The following is an 18994-nucleotide window of genomic DNA, read 5'->3' as shown; positions in this document are numbered from 1 at the left end:
GCGATTTTCTTCGCGGTGCGAGACCTGTATCGCGATTCCGATATCAAAAACTTGACCTTGCGTCATATTGGCAAGTGTTACTGCGAAAGATGGCCCGTGAACTGACGCTCACGGGCCCCGGCGCCCGAACCTTGGGCTTTCAGCTCCTCCCGGCCGGCAGTGGCGGCCGCCCGCAGGGAGAAGGGTGAGAGGAGGTTGGGCCGGGCACCGGATCTGAATGGCGTGAAGACACCTGCACCGGGCAGGAGGCCGGCTCGATCCCGTGCAGGCCTGATGCCGAAAAACGTCAGAGCAACACGGCGTTCCGGGTGTTGACGCTCATCTTCACTTCCATGCCGGGTTCGTACCAGTCGACACCGCCCACATGTTTCTGATCGATGATCAGCTCACTGCCTGCTGCTTCCACCAGGTAGCGCGTCTGGCTGCCGAGAAATTCCCGGTGCTTGACCTTGCCCGTAATCAGGTCCGGGTGGTTCTGGTCGGTGACGATTTCGATATTCTGCGGCCGCAGCACGAGCGAAGAACCGTCGGGGCTGCCTGCACCGAGATGAAGCACTTCGCCGGAGGCAATCTTGAAGGTATTTCCGCCGTCGCCACGCTGAAGTGTTCCGTCGATGATGTTTGCGGTTCCCAGGAATTTTGCCACGAACAGATTTGCCGGCGTGTCGTAGAGTTCCTGCGGCGTGCCCATCTGCTGGATGACACCGCCGTCGAGCACGGCCATCCGGTCGGCGGTGGTGTTGGCCTCTTCCTGGTCGTGGGTGACGAAGATGGTCGTCAGGCCCAGCTTTCTCTGAAGGGACAAAAGTTCCCGGCGCATCTGGATGCGCAGGCTGGCGTCAAGGTTCGACAGCGGCTCGTCGAGCAACAGGACATCCGGCTCGACGACGACGGTGCGGGCAAGAGCCACGCGCTGCTGCTGGCCGCCGGAAAGCTGGGAAGGCATGCGGTCGGCGAGATGCAGGAGCCCGACGAGTTCTAGCGCCGATTCCACACGGGTACCGATGTCCTTGCGCGCGACTTTCCGCTCCTCAAGGCCGAAGGCGACGTTGGCACGAACCGACATGTGAGGCCACAGGGCATAGGACTGGAACACCATGCCGACATTGCGTTTCCAGGGCGGAAGCTTGGCAATGTCGCGGCCTCCGATGAGAATGCGTCCTCTGGGTGTCGGACCGAAGCCTGCAATGGCACGCAGGAGGGTGGACTTGCCGGAGCCGGACGGGCCAAGGAAGGCGTAGAATTCACCCGGTTCGATGGTCATGTTGACGCCGCGCAGGACTTCGGTGGTGCCGAAGGAGAGATGCAGGTCCTCGATCCGTATTTCGACTGCTTTTCTGGTCATTGGAAGTGTTTCCTCGAAATTGAACGCTCAGTGGGATGCGCGGACTTCGGCCTTGCGGGCCCGGTCCTTCTCGATGATGCGGTTCGACAGGTATGTCCCCAGGCCGACGATCACGACGGCGAGGATGCCGAGTGCCGCGCCGGCACCCCGGCCGGACGGACTTTGCATGTAGAGGTAGATCCCGTAGGAGAGCGGAGCGTCGTCGCTGGTGGAAACCAGCATGATGGTTGCTGACAGTTCGACTGCGGCAGTGGCAAAGCTGGTGACGAAACCGGCGAGGATCCCCCCGGCCATCAGCGGAACGACGATCCTGCGGATGGAGCGGCCCTTGGAGGCGCCGAGGTTTTCCGCTGCTTCCTCAAGCGACAGGCTGACCTGCTGAAGCGCGGCCATGCAGGCCCTGAGCGCATAGGGCAGGCGGCGCACGGTCAGGGCGATCACGATGATGACCCACCAGGACGCCAGCGGCTTGCCGATGACCGGCACCTCGAAGCTGTGGAACAGGCGCAGGTAGCCGATGCCGAGCACGACGCCGGGTACGGCAAGCGCGGCGGTCGCCATGTAGTCGAGCATCTTGCGGCCCTTGATGCCGGTTCGCAGCACGATGTAGGCGATTGCCGTTCCCAGGATGATGTCGAAGCCGGCGGCAAGGCCTGCATAGATCAGCGTGTTGACCACATATTGCAGGGACTGTTCGAACACGGTGGCGAAGTTGGCCAGCGTGTAGCCGTCCGGCAGCGGGCTGAACGACCAGATCGTGCCGAACGCAAGCAGCGTCAGACCGAAATGCGGCGACAGGACCAGAAGCAGGATGAAGACGACGACGCCATAGGCAACGATCTTCTCGCCGCGCGACAGGTCGCGCCGGGCAAGGCCGCCACCGCCCTTTTGAACCGTGGCGTAATCCTTGCCCCGCATGAACAGGAAGGACGCCCACAGCGAAAAGACCGAGAAGGCAACCAGGATGAAGGAAATGACGTAGCCCATCGGATCGCTGATGCCGACGGAGGAAATGCGCAGATAGGCCTGGGGGGCCAGCATGTTGTTGACGTTGAGCAGCAACGGGGTGCCGAGATCGTCAAAGACCTTGATGAACACCAGCGCGGCGCCGGCAATGTAACCGGGCATGGCGAGCGGGAACACGATCCGGCGGAACAGACGAAGGCCCGTGCAGCCGAGGTTCTGCGCCGATTCTTCCATTGCCTTGTCGATGTTGCGGAGCGACGCCGACAGGTTGATCAGGATGAACGGGAAATAGTGCAGGGACTGGACGAAGATGACGCCGTTCAGACCTTCCATGAACGGGATCTTGAAGCCAAGGTATTGCGACAGCAGAAGGTTGACCGTGCCGTTGCGGCCGAACAGGAGCTGCATCGCGATGGCGCCGACGAAGGGCGGCATGATCAGCGGGATGACGCCGATGCTCTGGATCAGCGCGCTTCCACCGAAGTTGAAACGGGTGGTGATATAGGCCAGCGGCAGGGCGATAACCGTTGCCACGACTACGGACATCGCCGAGACGTAGAAGGAGTTCACGAAGGAACTGCGGAACAGCGACGAGCGGAAGAAATCGCCGAAATTCTGGAGCGTCAGGGCTCCTGTGTGGGGATCCTGGAAGGCGACATAGGTCACCTTCAGGACGGGAAGGATGAGAAACGCCAGCAGGAAGATGGCGATCGCGACGCCCGCAATTGCGGTGCCGGACAGCTCGGGAAATATGCGCCACTGCCTTGCAGGCGCAGTCGCTGCATTGCTCGTAGTCATCGGCTATGGACTCCGGGGAAGAGGCCGCACCTTCCCTGTTCCGGGCGGTGCGGCAAGTTCGACGTGATGTTGTTTTTGGTTTTCCGTCAGAGGCTGGCGGCTTTTTCCGCCAGAGCCTTGGCCTTTGCGTAGTTCTCGACCACGAAGGCATCCCACTGCTGCTCGACTTCCGCCTGGCGGCCCTCGATGACGTCGCTTTCCTTCTTGCGTTTCTGCTGGAAGACGGCGGCGAAGGAGGGGTCGAGACTTTCTTCCTCGGTGATGGGGGTAGCGTCGATGAGTGCGCGTGCTTCGGCGATCAGTGCCTTGGCTTCCGCATTGTCCTTGTCGGCAAGCGCAATCTCGGCAAGCTGCACGGCCCTGACGGCTTCACGCAGCTCGGTCAGACGGTAGGTGACCATGACGTCGAACAGGGAATTGACGACGTTGTAGCGCTTTTCCGAGCGGTCGGCGTCGAAGTTGACCGATGCCTTCACATCATCGCCTTCGAACGGGTTCGGAATGCCGTCCGGTGCGGTCGCGTAAGCGGCCGGGTTGACCGGCAGACGCATGATGGCCGGATCGAACAGGACCTGCTGGCCTTCCGGCGACAGCACGAACTCGATGAACGCCTTTGCACCTTCCGGGTTCGGAGCGTTTTTCACGACACCGATGTTGGCAGGTACAACGGCAGTGACCGACGGATAGGCGAAGTCGACCGGGAAGCCGGACGCGCGGGACGAGAAGCCGAAGAAGTCGATAACGACGCCGAGGCCGAAGTTGCCCGAGTTGACGCCATCCGGCACACCGAAGCTGCGCTCGGTGACCGTGTTCATGTTACCGGAAATCCACTTCCAGTCGGCCCAGCCCTTTTCCCAGCCGGCGCCCTGCAGAAGCGTTTCGACCGTCAGGTGCGTGGTGCCGGAGCGGGACGGTGCGGACATGCCGACATGACCGAAATATTCCGGCTTGGCCAGGTCTTCCCATTCCTTTGCCGGTGCCAGCTCGTTGGCCTGCAGATAGCGGGTGTTCCACATGATGCCGTAACCGGATGCGGCAAAACCGTAATAGAAGCCGTCGGGATCATTGATCGGGTACGTGCCGATCTTTTCCGGAATGCCTTCGGCGTTGATTTCGACCTTGGCAAGCAGGTCGTTGCCCTTGAGCACTTCGAACGCATCCGGGGCGGACGCCCACATCAGGTCGGACGTGTTGTTTCCGGCGGTTTCCTGAATGTATTTGACGGCTGCGGATGTTCCCTTGCTCAGGATCTCCAGCTCGTAGTCCAGGTTGGATGCAGCAAAGGCGGCTTCGAATGCATCGGTCAGTTCCTTCGGAAAGGATGTCACGACGACCACCTTGTCGGCAGCATTCGCCACGCCGGCAGACACCAGCAGTCCCAGTGCCGTCAGGCCCAGTAATTTCCTCATTGGATTATGTCTCCTCCATTCTGACGCAAGGGGGTGATCCAGCCCCTTGTTCGTTCAGCGAAGAAACGCTATCACTGGCGAAATTTTCGAGTCAAATTATTGAAATTATTGATATTTTTGGGTCAAAACTGACACGTTCAACGTGTCGATCATGACCCGTCTTCCTCCGCAAGGCCGCAGCTTTTCAGGCGCAGGTAAAGTCTCTTGCGCGGGATGCCGAGCAGTTCGGCGGCTTCTGCCTTGCGGCCACCGGTCTGAAGCAGAGCGTTCTGCAAGAGCTCGGTTTCGAAGGCGGTCATGGCCGCCTCATAGCCTGTGGAGACCTCAATGGGCTGGCCGCTGCCTATCTGCAGGTCAGCCTCCAGGCCGATGACAAGTCGTGCAGCGATGTTGCGAATTTCGCGAACATTGCCGGGCCAGTCATAGGTGAGGAACTGCTTTTTCTGGCGCTGCGACAGTTTCGGAAGCGGCAGGCCGTGGTTTTCCGAGGCCTGATCCAGAAGGTGTTCCATCAGTTCGATGACATCCCCGCCGCGTTCACGCACCGGCGGGAGAGACAGGGTCGCCACATTCATCCGGTGATAGAGATCGCCCCGCAGGCGGCCATCGTGAACGAGGGCGGCAGGGTTGGTCTTCACGCCGGCGATGACGCGGATATCGACCGGGACGGCATCGCTGCCGCCCAGCCTGGTGATCTTGCGCTCTTCCAGTACACGCAGAAACCGCGTCTGCAGCGCATTGGGCATGGAATCAAGTTCATCCAGATAAAGTGTTCCGCCCTGCGCCCGTTCGATCCGCCCCGGGAAGGAGCCGTTTTCGGTTTCGAAGCCGAACAGTTCGCGGTCGATGTCCATCTCCGTGACGGCACCGCAGTTGATCGTCACAAGCGGCCCCGGCGCGCGCGGGGACAGTTGATGCAGACAGCGTGCGGTCAGGTCCTTGCCGGTGCCGGTTTCGCCGTGCAGAAGCACATCGACATTCAGCGGGCCGATGCGCGAAATCGTCGACCGCAGGTCAGCCATGACCTGCGAACTGCCGATAAGCTCACCCTGAGGATCGCGGATGCGCTGAACCTTGCGCCGCAGCGCCAGGTTTTCGAGTTGCAGCCTGCGCTTTTCAAGTGCCCGGCGTGCCGTGTCGATCAGGTGTTGCGGTTCGGTGGATTTCTCGATGAAGTCATAGGCGTTGTGCTTCATCGCCTGGATCGCGGTCTTCACGTCGCCGTGTGCCGTAATGACGATGAAGGGGACCTGGGGGGCATTTTCCTGGATCAGGCGCAGAAACTCCATGCCGGTTCTGCCGGGCATGCGAATATCGCTGATGACGATGCCGTTCCAGTTGGGCTGGATCTGCTCGGCAATCACATTGGCGTTGGCGTAGCAACGTACGCTGAACCCGGCGAGCTCGAGCGTTTCCTGCATTGCTTCCAGCAGATCCGCATCATCGTCGACCAGAACGATTTCGCCCGTTTCAAACCGAGTGCTCAAGCTGCCCCACCTTGTTCTGTGCCGCGCATGGCAGCCTCAGCTGAACGGTTACGCCACCCTGGTCGTTTTCCGCAAGTTCCAGATGCCCGTCCATGTCCTGCATGATGTTGAAGGAGATGGTCAATCCAAGACCGAGACCCTTGCCGACTTCCTTGGTGGTCACGAACGGGTCGGTCAGCTGCGTTGCCGATTGCCCCTGAAGGCCGATGCCGTTGTCGGCAATCAGGATGGTCGCGTCACCGCCGGTTTGCTCTGCCTCGATGCGGATTTCACCGCCGCCTGCCGCTTTCATGTCGATGGCGTCGACCGAGTTGCCTATGACGTTGATCAGGACCTGTTCCAGCAACACGGGATCCGCGCGGAGGGTTAGCTTGCCGGCAGTGTCGGAGACATTGAGCGCGACGCTGCTTTCCTCCAGGCGCCGCTCGAACAGCGAAACGACAGGTTCCAGGGCCTGTTCCAGCGTCAGGTCCTTGACCGCGTAGTCCGAACGGCGGGCTATGCCGTTCAGGTGCTTGATGACGCGCGACATCCGCTCGGCAAGGTTTTCAACGACGTCGACCTTGGCTTCGACCGCTTCGCTCTTGCCCTTGGCAAGCAGCAGTCGAAGGTTGTGCAGGTGATGCTTCATGGCCGCGAGCGGCTGGTTCAGTTCGTGACTGATGCCCGCAGACATCTGGCCGAGAGCCGCCAGCTTGCCGGCCTGAACAAGTTCGCGCTGGGTCTGCTTCAACTGGTCGAAGGCGCGTTTGCGCTCCACGATTTCCTTTTGCAGGTTTTCGTGGGTTCTGTTCAGTTCAACCACGGAGGATCTGAAGATCTCCGTCGCTGCCCCCATGCGGGCGATCTCGTCGTTGCCGCGGGTGGGGATCGGCGTGGAGAGATTGCCCTGAGCGATCTCGATCAGGGCTTCTGCCAGCCGGTGCAGTCGGGCAACGATCTGGTTGCGGACATAAAACAGCAGAATGCCCGCGCAGATGACGCCGCAGATGACAGTTGCGACGGCCAGCAGCAGAGAGGCAATGCGCAGCCGTTCGGCTGCCTGATTGGTGAAGGTGAGGGCAGCAAGACGGCGTTCCCTGCCCAGTTCGACCAGGGCTGCCTGAAGATCTGCGACGGCGGCCTGTGCGGTGCTGAGGTCGCCAAGTGCCTGTTGCTGCAGCTCGATCCGGTCACGCGATCCTGCAAAGACACCCGTTTCGTCATAGGCGAAGGCCTGCAGCCGCTCCAGCGATGACACCAGCGTTTCGGTGTCGGCCTTTTGCGGGACCTCCGCCAGCATGCCCTGGAGGTTTTCAAGCGCGTCGAAATTCAGATCTTCGAGCTGCGCGAGTTTTTCCGCCGTGTCGACGTAAAGCGCCTGCAGCAGGAAGGTAATCGCCGTCGCAGTGCTTGACCCGATTGTCTGCATCTGTTCGCGAAGAAGGGTTTCCTGCCGGATGATCGCGGCAGCCGCGACCCGATCGGTGCGCGACTGCGAGCGGACCATTTCGGACGACAGGCTGTCGATGTTGAAGGACAGGTCCTGAATGCGGGCAGCGACTTCGGTCTGGATATCGATCTGCAGCCAGCGCAGTTCCACCTGGTAGTGTTCCAGCGACCTGTTGATCGCCTGCAGATCCCGGGAGACCTGCAGGAAGGAGCCGAGCTTGTCGCTCAAGGTTTCCTTCGCCTCGATTATCTTCGCGGTGTTTTTCGTGTCGCTCAGGATGTTTGTTTCCAGAAGGCCCGAGATGCCCTGGCTTGCGGCTTCCACATCCTCGCGCATGGCTTCCGGTTCGCGCTCCCGGGTCTGCGCGGCAATCTCGGTCGCGATGACGGCAAGGCGCGTCGCATATTCGGAAAGTTCGGAGGCCAGGGCGATTTCCGGAATGCTCTTTTCGGTGATCTCACCAAAATCGCTGCGTGCCTGAGTGAAGAAGACCACGCCGATGGCCAGGATGATCCAGGTGATCGCGGCAATCGTGAGGATGGACAGCAGCAATCTAAACCATATCGTGCCGCGCCCGCGGTTTGCCGTCTCAGTCATTGACAGCCAGACCATTCCGGATGCTTGCCTCGAGCCCCGTCAGCATGGCATCGACTTCCGCCAGTTGCTCCCTGGCGGCAACGCGCCAGGTGGCAAGGCTCCATTCCTCGCCCGTACCGACAAGCGAGTTCACGCCTTCCTCCTGTGCGTCCCGGTAGCGTTCCGAGCGCACGGCATCGATCTCGGACACGGGAAGCTGGTTGAGTTTCTTCTTAATCTTGATCAGCGAAGGGACGAGATCGGGAGGCGCCTGACGGCTCAACGTTTCCAGGCGCCGCAACAGGTTTCTGCGCTGAACCAGATTTCTGGTGATGAAGATGTCGAACAGGTCGTTGACGGCCTGATACCGGGTTTCGGCAAGATTGGGGTCATAGGTGGACCAGCTGAATTTCAGCGCAGCCTGCACTTCCCTGGGGAACTGGTTCAGGGATTGTTCGCGAACAGTGATGTCCACCGGAATCCTGCGGATGTCGGGCTGTGTCAGCAGTTCCTGCGCCGGTGTGCTCAACATGAAATCGATGAACAGACCCGCCTCCTCATGGGCGGAACCGTGGTTGAGAACGGAAATCCGGGCAGGGGCCATCATGACCGGTTGACCATATTGAAAGCGAACGCCGTCGTCGGCTTCCGTCAGCGCGAGAAAATCGATCGACAGACCAACATCGAAGCGGCCGCGCTTGAGCCCCTCTATGACACTGAAACTGCGGGCGGTGATGGTCTTGAGGTTCTGGGACAGGCCGAAGATATACTGCCAGCCCCGATCCCAGCCGCGGTCCTGAAGGATGACTTCCAGCAGCATGTGCGTGGACCCTGACCGGGCAGGGTGGGACATGGCCAGCCTGTCCTGAAAACGTGCGTCCAGCAGATCGTTCCAGCTTGTGGGCGGCCTGCCTTCAAAGTCTTCCATCCAGCACCAGCCGACACCGGAATAGGCGAAATCGACAAAGGTCTGGCTGCTGTCCTGTGAGCGTTCCCGCAGGCGGCCGAATTTCTCGAGAAGGGAAAAGGCCTCCGGTGACGACGACCAGAACAGGTCGAAGCCGCGCGGGTTTTCCAGCAGGATTTCCTCGACCGAGGCAACCGTGTTCTTGTTCAGGACGGTAACGTTGATCGCCGGATACTTCTTCGAAAACGCATCGACGAAGGGCTTCGTGAAATAGTCCGGAAAGGACGTCAGGACACGAAGATCCCGCGCGTTTGCGGCAGTCAACAGCAGGAGTGTCGCCAAGCAGGACATCGCAATGACGGCCAGCATGACGGATATTTTCTGAAAACTGATTGCGCCTGACATCCCGGATTGCCTCATTTGGAGGCACCTTATATCAGAATTCCGAACGTCGACGGAAATATGCAAGGCGATGGTGCCAGACCCTTCGGGTTCCGCCGTGTGCTCGGCAACCTGAGCGAGACAAACCGGGCTAGCTGTCCATCTTGCAGGCGGCGCTGAAGGAATATCCGACGCCATAGACAGACTTGATGGGCGATTCCACCCCGGTCTGATCCTGGATCTTGCGCCTGAGGCGGCTGACGACGGCATCCAGATGCCGGTTGTCGAATTGGGTCTGGCGATTGGAAAGAAGCCGGGAAAGATCGTCCCGGGCGCAAGGAGCGCCGGAATTGGAGACCAGGGCTTCCAGAAAGATCCTTTCGGTTGCGGTCAACTTTATGGCGTCGCCGTCCGGTGGCAGAAGCTTCCAGGAGACATTGTCCAGCACCCATTCAGCCGTGCTGTTGCCTTCTGATGAAGCGCCGGACAGTCTGCGTATGAGGCTCTGCACCGCAGCCAGTATTTCCCTGAGGCTGGTGTGCTTGACGAGATAGATGTCCGCGCCGCTGTCGAACCCGCGGACACGGCTTTCGCTGTCACCGTGTGCGGTCAGCATGATGATGCCGCAATTGATTTTCGCCCTCAGGTCACCTGCAAGGTCGAAGCCGTTTCCATCCGGCAGCGAGACATCCAGGATCACGACATCCGGTCGGTCCGCGTCATCCAGCGCGGTCCACATTTCAGCTGCGCCGCCCGCGCCGCTGACCTGAAAGCCGTTGAGACGCATATAATCCAACAGGTCGGCGCGAAGAGCACTTTCATCCTCCACGATCAAAATCCTGTTCATGCCGGTTCCTCCTCCTGCATGGTCTCAGAGTCCGCTCGCGCAAATCCGGGAAGCGGCAGGAAAACCCTGGCGAGCGTGCCGCCGCCTTGTCTTGCACTCAAATCCAGATGTCCCTGGTGATAGCCGACAAGCTGCCGGCAGGAATGCAGGCCGAGCCCGCTGCCTCCGGTTCCGCCAGTGTTCGAGGCCCTGTAGAAACGGTTGCCGATCTGCGCCAGGTCCCGATCCGGAATGCCGATCCCGCGGTCCTTCACTTCCAGAACGATATCACCGTTCTGGGCCCCTATCGTGATCTCGACCTCAGCGTCCTTTGGTGAGTATTTGAGCGCGTTGTCGACCAGATTGACGATCACCGTGCGGAGCATCTCGGTATCTCCCCGGTATGCCGGCATCGGCGCAACGGGATGAAGTCTGAGGCGTTCGCCAAGGCCGGCATGGTCGAAGTGCCGCTGAACGTCCTCATAAAGGGCCGGGAAATCCACCTGCTCGATCTTCAGCACACCTTCATCCTGCCGCTCGCTTGCAAGAAAACGATCGATCAGCATCGTCATGCGGGAAACGGCCTCGTCGATGCTTTTCAGACGTTGGGCGACAGCCTGCTGCGGTCGTTCCAGCATCAGGGTGAGCATGTCGCTAGCGTAGCGGATTGCGGCCAGGGGGGTGCGAAACTCATGGCTGACCATGCGCATCAACTGGCGCTGGTCCTGACGGGCCGCCTTCTCCCCTTCAAGACTGGCGGACAGTTCTCCCTCCAGATGCCGTCGCAATGTTACTTCGCGCGCAAGCGCGGCGTTGCGGTCGCGCAAATCCATGGACAGGCGCATGCCCACCATGAAGATCAGACAGAAGAAAAAGCCGACGATGAAGATGTGTCCCTGGAAGAAGTACCATGTGTTGATGTTGGTCATCACCGGATTGGCAACCGTCGATGGCTGAATGTAGACGAGTGCGCTCTGCAGCAGACTTGCGGCGGAATATTCCCCAAGCAGGAAGATCATGATCCAGCGCAGGAAAGGGGGTTGGGAGCGGTCGCGGTAAAGCGTCCGGATCATCAGTGCCATCATCACCACCGTGAAGGCAGTGGAGGCATGAATGCGCAGGCCGAGGTCTGTCGGATCGTAGATAACGGCGAAGATCCAGAACAGGAGCTGTGCCGCGAGACAGAACGCGCTGATGCCGACAAAACGGGGTTGTCCCAGGAAGCGCGCCAGGCCGTCGGCCCACAGGACCAGGCCAAACTTGATCACCATGTTGTCCGTTACGACGCGAATGAGCGATGGGTCCGGACCGCGCTGCAAATAGAGAAACAATCCAATCGCGATGGCGAAGAAACCGGCCGCGATGACCTTCAGTTCATAGATCTGGCGCCAGACGAACCAGACGAGAAGCCAGGCAACTGACATGAAAGCGGTTGTCGCGAATTCCAGCAGCAACATGGTCTTGAGATCGAGCATGCGCTTGTGATGACGGAAGCGGCCTGCCTGTTCAAGTAACAGTTTCGAGGCCTTGATTGCGGCAGCTTCGATTTCAGGCAGGTGTCACCCAAAGGAAGCAAGTCTCGTCAGAATCTGTCAGAATTGATTAGTATTGGTAGGTGGAATTCGATCACTCGCCATCTGTATTTACACCAATGTTGACCGTCGTGGGCACAAGACGACGCAACAGCGGGAGTAATGATACAAATGGCGTCCAGGACCCGAAACACCGGCGTTTCAAGCGCAACGGTTGAGCCTGCCATTCCCTCCGGCTCAAACCGGACAGCCTCCCTTGCCGCATTTCTGCTGCTGACGACAGCCCTTGTCCCCACCGCAGCCTTTTCAGGCGATGCCCTGCCGCAAGGGGGCAGTTTCACGCATGGCAACGGAACCATTACGCAAGGTGGTTCAAGGGTTGATGTGAAGCAATCCAGCGATGCCGGTATCGTGAACTGGGGCAGCTTTTCCATCGGCTCCGGCAATCAGGTTCATTTCGACAACGGCGCCGGTGCCACGCTCAATCGGGTCACGGGCAATGTGCCGAGCCGTATCGATGGCAACCTCAGCGCGACGGGCAGCGTATTTCTCGTCAATCCCGCCGGAGTTGCCGTTGGCAGTGGCGGGCTTGTGTCGACGGGTGGTTCGTTTGTCGCTTCGACGCAGGACGTTACCGACAGCGATTTTCTGAATGGCGGCGGCCTGACCTTTTCCGGCACGAGCGGTGCCGAAGTCGTAAATGCGGGCACTATCCGGTCTGCGCAGGGTGACATTGCACTGATTGCGCGCCGCGTTGAAAACCGTGGCACGCTTGAAGCGCCCAACGGAACCGCAGCCCTTGCCGCTGGCTACGAAGTCCTCATGAAAGACGTCGCCGATGCAGCCGGCCTGTTGTCGGTCAAGCTTGGCGGAGCCGATACCGAAGCACTCAATTCCGGAACCATCGCGGCGGCCAACGCTGAAATCCGCGCGAATGGCGGCAATGTCTTTGCGCTGGCTGGAAACACGGATGGTGTCGTCAAGGCAACCGGTGTCAGCACTTCCGGTGGCCGGATATTCCTGACGGCGGGCAATACGGGCAAGGTCCAGGTCAGCGGCAAGCTCAAGTCGCGCAGACTGGCGGAGAACGTTCCGGTGCCGGGTGCAAAGCCGGCGACCGAGGGGGGCGCCATCACGGTGACGGGCGGAGAAATCACGATCACCGGTACGCTCGACGCCTCGGCGGAAGAAAGCGGCGTCAAGGGTGGTGAAATCGTGGTGTTTGCCGAGGACACGGCAAGTGTTTCCGGATCGTTGAGCGCCAGGGGTGGCGTGGGCGGTGAAGGCGGCTTTGTCGAAACGTCTGCCCGAAACACGATCGATTTTTCCGGAATTGCGGTCGACACCTCGGCTGAAGGCGGTCAGACCGGTCTCTGGCTGATCGACCCGGTTGACCTGACGGTCGATGCGGCGGCGGCGGCAACGATCTCTTCCAACCTTGCCAGCAACAACGTGAGCCTGCAGACCACCAACTCGTCGGCAAGCGGTCCGGGCAACCAGAGTGCGGGCGACGGCAACATCACCATCAATTCCGGCATCACCTGGACGAGTACAAACACACTCACGCTCAACGCCTATAACGACATCGCGATCAATGCGGCCATCGACGGCCAGAACGGTGGGCTGACCCTGCTGGCTTACGGTAACAGCGGCACGGCTGCCGTCGGCACAATCTCCACGGGAGCGGCCGGCGCGGTCGATGTCGACAATTTCGCTCTCACCAGGGGTGTCTGGGATCAGGTCGGCGCGGGCCTGCCAGACTTTGCCACGAACGCACTGAGTGTTGGCTTCGGCACTTTCATCCGGGCGCAGGGTGGCGATGGCACTTTTTCCAACCCCTATGCGCTATTCGACGTTTATGGCCTGCAAGGGATAACGACCCATGACAGGCGTGGTGGCGGGTCCGGCGATATCAGCCTTTACTATGAACTTGCGAACGATATCGACGCGTCGACGACATCATCTTGGAATAACGGTGCTGGCTTTGACCCTGTTTCCTTTTCCGGAAGCCTGGATGGCAAGGGACATACGATAGACGGCCTCTATATCAACCGGCCTTCCGAAGGTAATGTCGCACTCATAAGTTATTGGCAAGACAACTATTTCACTTCCGGACGTGACCTAGAGATAAAGGACCTTGCACTCACGAACGCGTCTGTTACCGGCGACAACCAGACGGCAATTCTGGTCGGCGACACAGGCGGTGGGAACTATCACGGTCACAACATGTCGAATGTGACTGTCAGTGGAACCGTTCAGACGAATTCCTGGGGCGCAGGCGTCGTGGCCAGGTATTTCGGCAACATCGACCAGTCGACCATGACCAATGTTCATGCCGATGTTTCCGTCACGACGACGGATTGGGGCAGCGCCACCGGCGGCCTCGTCGCGATCATGGGTGAAGGGCTGACAATCTCGAATTCCAGCTCGACAGGATCGATAACCGGAGGGCAGGTCGGTGGTCTTGTCGGCACCTCCGACGACAACGACAACAGGATCGAAAATTCCTATTCGACGGCGACAGTCACCTCGTCTGGGAGCTTTCGGGAGGCTGGTGGACTGGTTGGGTACGCAGAAGACCTGACGATCTCGAATTCGTATTTTGCCGGTCAGGTGCTCGGCACAAACGGTGCCGCGGCTGGAGGGCTCATCGGTACGGCCGACAGGAACACGGTTATTCAGAACTCCTTTGTTACGGGTCTTGTAGAGGCTGAAGGGTATGCAGCCGCATTGGTCGCTGAAGTCTCCGACTCAAGCGTTTCGATAACCGACTCGGCCTGGGATACTGAAACGACCGGACAAACCGAGGTGATCGGTTACTCGGCTCCCTATACCGCTACCGTGACCAACACGAGCGGCCTGACGACTTCTCAGATGCAGGGATCCCTGACCCTGGGCAGTTTTACCCTGGACAGCAGCATCTGGGGCACTGGCAGCGGACTTTTCCCTTATTTCAAGTGGGAGTATGCCGCCACACCCGAGGCGGTCTCAGGTATCGTCTACAGTGACGCGGGCACGACGGCCCAAACCGGAGCAAATGTCAGCGCACTTTCCGGCGGCAATCTTGTCGGCAGCGCTGTGAGCGGGGCAAACGGGTACTATTACATCCTGACTACGGCCGGATCGCTTAATTCCGCAGGGGCACTGGCCTATCTGGACGGTGAAAGCACCAAAGCGGCGACTTTCGCCGATACAGTAACGTCGACCGGCGTCTCCGGAGCCGATATCTGGGGCAATGCTTTCAACGTCAATACCGGTGCAGCGGCCACGACGGACGTGGTCACCGCTCTGGACACGACCATCGGCGCGTTCAGCGACACCGATCTCAACTTCCTGCGCAACACGTCGGCGGTTGTGCGAACCGACCAGAATGGCAACAGTCTCGACTTCAATTTGAATGCGACGTCCAACTTCAATCTCGACAACAATCTTTACGCCGGTGGCAACCTGACTGTTGCAACGAATGGTACATTTTCGGTCGGCGACAGCAACACCATCCTGTGGGCCCATGACGGTGACCTGACAGTGAACGGCGATGTCGCGTGGTCTAACAGCAACCAGCTTTCTCTCTACGTCGACGCCAGCAACGCCTCCATCAAGATCAACGGCTCCGTCACCGCGGCGAACGGCAAGCTGCGTGTGGACCAGACGAGCAGCGCCACGAATGTCACTTCAACGGCGACGGGTGATATCCATGTCGACGATTTCCAGTCCGATACCGCCTGGCTGCAGGTCGGCAGCAGTTTGCCGGACTTTTATGCCCGGGACTTCGATATCCAGGGCGGTCATTTTGTGCGTGCGCTTGGTGGTGATGGATCGCAGGCCAACCCGTACCAGATCTTCGATGTCTACAGTCTTCAGGGCATACAGTCGGGTTCCGGAACCACGCCGGTAAACTATGTGCTGACCCGGGATATCGACGCTTCGGGAACAACGGCATGGAACGGTGGTTCCGGCTTTGCGTCGACAAGCCTTCGCGGCAATTTCGACGGTGGCGGCCATACGATCGATGGCCTGACCTCGACAGGTAACTTCAACACGATCGGGTTGTTTGGCGTCGTTAGAGCCGATGGTCAGGATATCTCCATTCATGATCTCAAACTGACGAACGTCAACATCGCGGGAGGGATCGGTGTTGGCGGGCTGATCGGCAACGCCGTTGGTGGCAAGGTCTCGGTATCGGATGTTTCGGTTGGCGGCACGGTGACAGGCGCAGGTAATGTCGGCGGCGTCGCCGGTGTTATGGCGTCGGAGTATTCCGTTACCGACACACATTCTTCGGCTGATGTCAGCACCACGGCCTATGCTGCAGGTGGCCTTATCGGCAACAGTCAGACTTCTGATGCATCACAGGTTACCCGTTCGTCCGCTTCCGGCAACGTCAGTGGCCGTTATGACATCGGTGGACTGATGGGCCGGGTGTCAAATGTCGACGTTTCCAGATCTCATGCCAGCGGAACTGTCACGCTCCTTGCCGACAACACGGGTGGTACCACCACACCATATGGCGCAGGCGGTCTCATCGGCTCCATTGATTCGGGCTCGGTAGATCTCTCTTATGCGACCGGAACGGTGCAAAGTTCCGACAGCATCGCGACGCGTCTCGGTGGGCTGGTTGCCCACTCCCTCGGAGCGCCTATCACACGGTCCTTTGCGACTGGCGACGTGATCCACACCGGCAGCATGGCCGGCGGGCTCGTTGGCCTGACGGTCAGCAGCATTTCCGACAGCTACGCCACCGGGGACGTGTCTGGCAGCAATGAGATCGGCGGCCTTGTCGGGCGGATGCTTGACGGGTCGTCCGTTACCCGTTCCTACGCAACCGGTGCCGTCGCCGCAAGCGTGAACGGCGGCGGCCTGGTCGGCACAATGGACGCAGGTACGATCACGCTTACCAACAGTGTCTGGGATACACAGACTACCGGGCTGAACAATGCAGTCGGCAATCAGCTTGGCGGTTCGGTCACCAATGTTTCCGGAGTGACCAGCAGTGCCATGCAGCAGCTCGACACGTTCGTTTCAGCCGGCTTTGGAATTGATGACCAGGGCGGCACGGCGAACACCTGGCGCATCTACGAGGGGCAGACGACCCCGCTCCTGCGAGGGTTCCTGACCGCAATTACGGTAACGGGTGACGACAAGTCGAAAGTATATGACGGAACGGTCTATTCCGGCGGGTTCACCTATGCCTTGTCGTCTGCCGGAGCGAGCCTCCTCGGAAGTTTCGATGGCGGTGCCGCCGTCACGGCAACCGCGGCCGGAAGTTATGCCATTGGGAACAGTTTCTATTCGCATCAGTTCGGCTACGACATTGTCAGCGTCGATGGCACGTTGACGATCACAAGTCCCTCCGAAACGTCTGGTTCTTCCGGCAGCGGACAGTCCTCCACCGATCCCCGCCAGCAGGTGCTGGAGCGCAACCGGTTGCAGAACCCGGATGCCGACGAGGCACTTGAAGACAACCCCTCCGCCTGCGAGCCGGGCGTCGTCGGCGGCGAAGGTGCCGTTCACCCCTGCAACCGCTCGTTCGGTCGCTGGCTCAGTGCGGCGGCAGAGTAGTCCGGCATGACAAGACATACGATAACTGCAGCCCTGGTGGCCGGTCTTGCGCTCGTTTCCGAAGGTTCATTCGCCCAGCAGGCTCTTGAGAGAAATCTGCCTGCTGCCGAACCCGGAGAGCCGGTCTCGCTGGACGTCGCCCCCCAGGACTTCGGTGCGACCGACAGGTCACCACTCGGCGTTGACCTGGCCGGCGTTTATCTGATCGGTCAGTCCGACGATGTGGCAGGCCGAGCTCCAAAGGGCATCGGCGGTCCGGCGGCTGCTTTCGATCAGGCTGCACTGGATGCCGTGCTGTCGGAGTATCTCGGCAAGCCGCTTTCCCTCGCCCTTGCGGGGGAAATCCAGGCTGCCATAGCCCGCGTTTACAAGGATGCCGGCTATCCGTTCGTATCCGTTACCCTGCCGCCGCAGGAAATAACCGGCGGGGTGCTGCAGGTCAGGGTGATCGAGTTCAAGTCGGGCAACGTGACGGTTCAGGGGCTCGACGAGCGCGACGCCGAGGAGATCCGCGCAAGGCTGCGGATCAACCCCGGTGGACGCATTGATGCGCGCGCACTGGAAGAGGATCTCGGCTGGTTGAACCGCTCCCCCTACCGGCGGGCGGGTGGGGTCTTTCGCCCGGGCGAGGATGCTGCGCTCAGCGACCTCGAAGTCACGATCGATGAAGGCAGGCCCTGGCAGGTGTTTGCGGGGTGGTCCAATTCCGGGTCGCAGGACACAGGACGCGACCGGTATTTTCTGGGTGGCAATGTGCGTCTTCCCTTTTCGGGCGGCTCTTGGCTTTCCTACCAGATGACGGCCAGCGACGACATCTGGAGCGATCCGGGAATTGTCATTCCGCGTGAAGGCGACTACCCCTCCTATGTGTCCCACGCAGGCAGGCTCACCATTCCGACGTGGGCCCGGCAAAGTCTTGAAATCGCACCGGCATTGGTTGCGTCGCGCGAGACGCCGAACCGTTTTTTCGACTTTGAAAACACCACCTACGAATTGCCGATCATCTACAGGTCTGCCGTCTCTAATCTCCTGCCGGGGCGCTATTGGGGGGATATCTACACGGGCGTCGAGCTGAAACGTCTGGAGCGGACAACCTTCTTCAATGGCGTCGCGGTTGCCGACGGTGCCGCGGATCTGTTCCAGATGGTGCTTGGCTGGAGCAATTCGTTCGATGACCGTCTTGGCCGCACAGCGCTTGATGTCAGGGTGAAAGCCAATCCGGGAGGTGTTCTTCAGGGAAATGCGGCAACCACCTGGCAGACCTTTACCAACGGGCGTGTCCAGTCGGTCGACTATGCGTATCTTGCGGCAGACATCAGCCGGACAACGTCTCTTCCGAACAGGTTCTTCTGGGTAAGCGCCCTCTCGGGTACGCTCGCCGGGCAGGTGCTGCCGGATACGGAGCGGATCTCGCTTGGTGGGCGGTATGCTGTGCGTGGCTATAACTACGATGATGCCAGCGTGGACAGCGGTGTCATCTGGCGGAACGAATTGCGTCTGCCTTCCGTCTCGCCGCTTGCCGGCAATCTGCCTGAAAGCTGGCCGCAATCACTGACAAACGACAGTCTGTCTGCCTATCTGTTTGCCGATATCGGCTTCGGGATCGATCACGCCACAGACGACAATGCGACACTGTCCGGTGTCGGCGCCGGCTTCGACTATGCTCTTGGAGACAATCTGACGGCAAACCTGATCGCGGGCGTTGCCCTGCAGGACGCAGGAGAAACGGAAGCCGGGGACCTCAATCTGCAGGCCTCGATCACGGCGCGCTTCTGA

At 60.0% G+C, this 18994-nt stretch carries 10 protein-coding genes; 2 read left to right on the top strand and 8 right to left on the bottom strand.

Annotation, left to right across the window (positions count from 1 at the left end; all coding sequences use genetic code 11):
- Window positions 1-286 precede the first annotated feature (286 nt).
- From HCG46_RS05160 to HCG46_RS05125, 8 genes are all read right to left on the bottom strand, one after another.
- Window positions 287-1345, bottom strand: coding sequence for an ABC transporter ATP-binding protein (locus HCG46_RS05160; RefSeq protein WP_023003308.1), 1059 nt, complete (start codon window positions 1343-1345; stop codon window positions 287-289).
- A 27-nt stretch (window positions 1346-1372) separates the two neighbouring features.
- Window positions 1373-3109, bottom strand: coding sequence for an iron ABC transporter permease (locus HCG46_RS05155; RefSeq protein ID WP_055656025.1), 1737 nt, complete (start codon window positions 3107-3109; stop codon window positions 1373-1375).
- An 86-nt stretch (window positions 3110-3195) separates the two neighbouring features.
- On the bottom strand, window positions 3196-4518 hold the full coding sequence (locus HCG46_RS05150) for an extracellular solute-binding protein (RefSeq protein WP_055656022.1): 1323 nt from the start codon (window positions 4516-4518) through the stop codon (window positions 3196-3198).
- A gap of 149 nt (window positions 4519-4667) precedes the next feature.
- The gene (locus HCG46_RS05145; protein WP_075282369.1) at window positions 4668-6005 is read right to left on the bottom strand and encodes a sigma-54 dependent transcriptional regulator; all 1338 of its coding nucleotides are present in this window, start codon (window positions 6003-6005) and stop codon (window positions 4668-4670) included.
- A complete protein-coding gene (locus tag HCG46_RS05140) occupies window positions 5989-8034 on the bottom strand; it encodes an ATP-binding protein (protein WP_168684959.1) in 2046 nt (681 codons plus the stop codon). Before HCG46_RS05140 ends, HCG46_RS05145 begins: the two co-directional genes overlap by 17 nt.
- Window positions 8027-9325, bottom strand: a complete 1299-nt coding sequence (locus HCG46_RS05135) for an ABC transporter substrate-binding protein (protein ID WP_168684957.1) — start codon at window positions 9323-9325, stop codon at window positions 8027-8029. Before HCG46_RS05135 ends, HCG46_RS05140 begins: the two co-directional genes overlap by 8 nt.
- Window positions 9326-9452: 127 nt before the next feature.
- The gene (locus HCG46_RS05130; protein ID WP_152505720.1) at window positions 9453-10148 is read right to left on the bottom strand and encodes a response regulator transcription factor; all 696 of its coding nucleotides are present in this window, start codon (window positions 10146-10148) and stop codon (window positions 9453-9455) included.
- Window positions 10145-11602, bottom strand: a complete 1458-nt coding sequence (locus HCG46_RS05125) for an ATP-binding protein (protein ID WP_168684955.1) — start codon at window positions 11600-11602, stop codon at window positions 10145-10147. Before HCG46_RS05125 ends, HCG46_RS05130 begins: the two co-directional genes overlap by 4 nt.
- A gap of 228 nt (window positions 11603-11830) precedes the next feature.
- On the opposite strand from HCG46_RS05125, the gene HCG46_RS05120 reads away from it, so the two are divergent.
- Window positions 11831-17218: a filamentous hemagglutinin N-terminal domain-containing protein gene (locus HCG46_RS05120; protein WP_168684953.1), complete on the top strand. Its 5388-nt coding sequence runs from the start codon at window positions 11831-11833 to the stop codon at window positions 17216-17218.
- Between the two features lie 6 nt (window positions 17219-17224).
- Window positions 17225-18994, top strand: a complete 1770-nt coding sequence (locus tag HCG46_RS05115; RefSeq protein ID WP_168684951.1) for a ShlB/FhaC/HecB family hemolysin secretion/activation protein — start codon at window positions 17225-17227, stop codon at window positions 18992-18994.

Origin of the sequence: Labrenzia sp. PO1, assembly GCF_012273635.1 — a bacterium.
GTDB lineage: Bacteria > Pseudomonadota > Alphaproteobacteria > Rhizobiales > Stappiaceae > Roseibium > Roseibium algicola.
The sequence above is the reverse complement of the archived record's forward strand: the minus strand, read 5'-3'. Positions and strand labels throughout refer to the sequence as shown.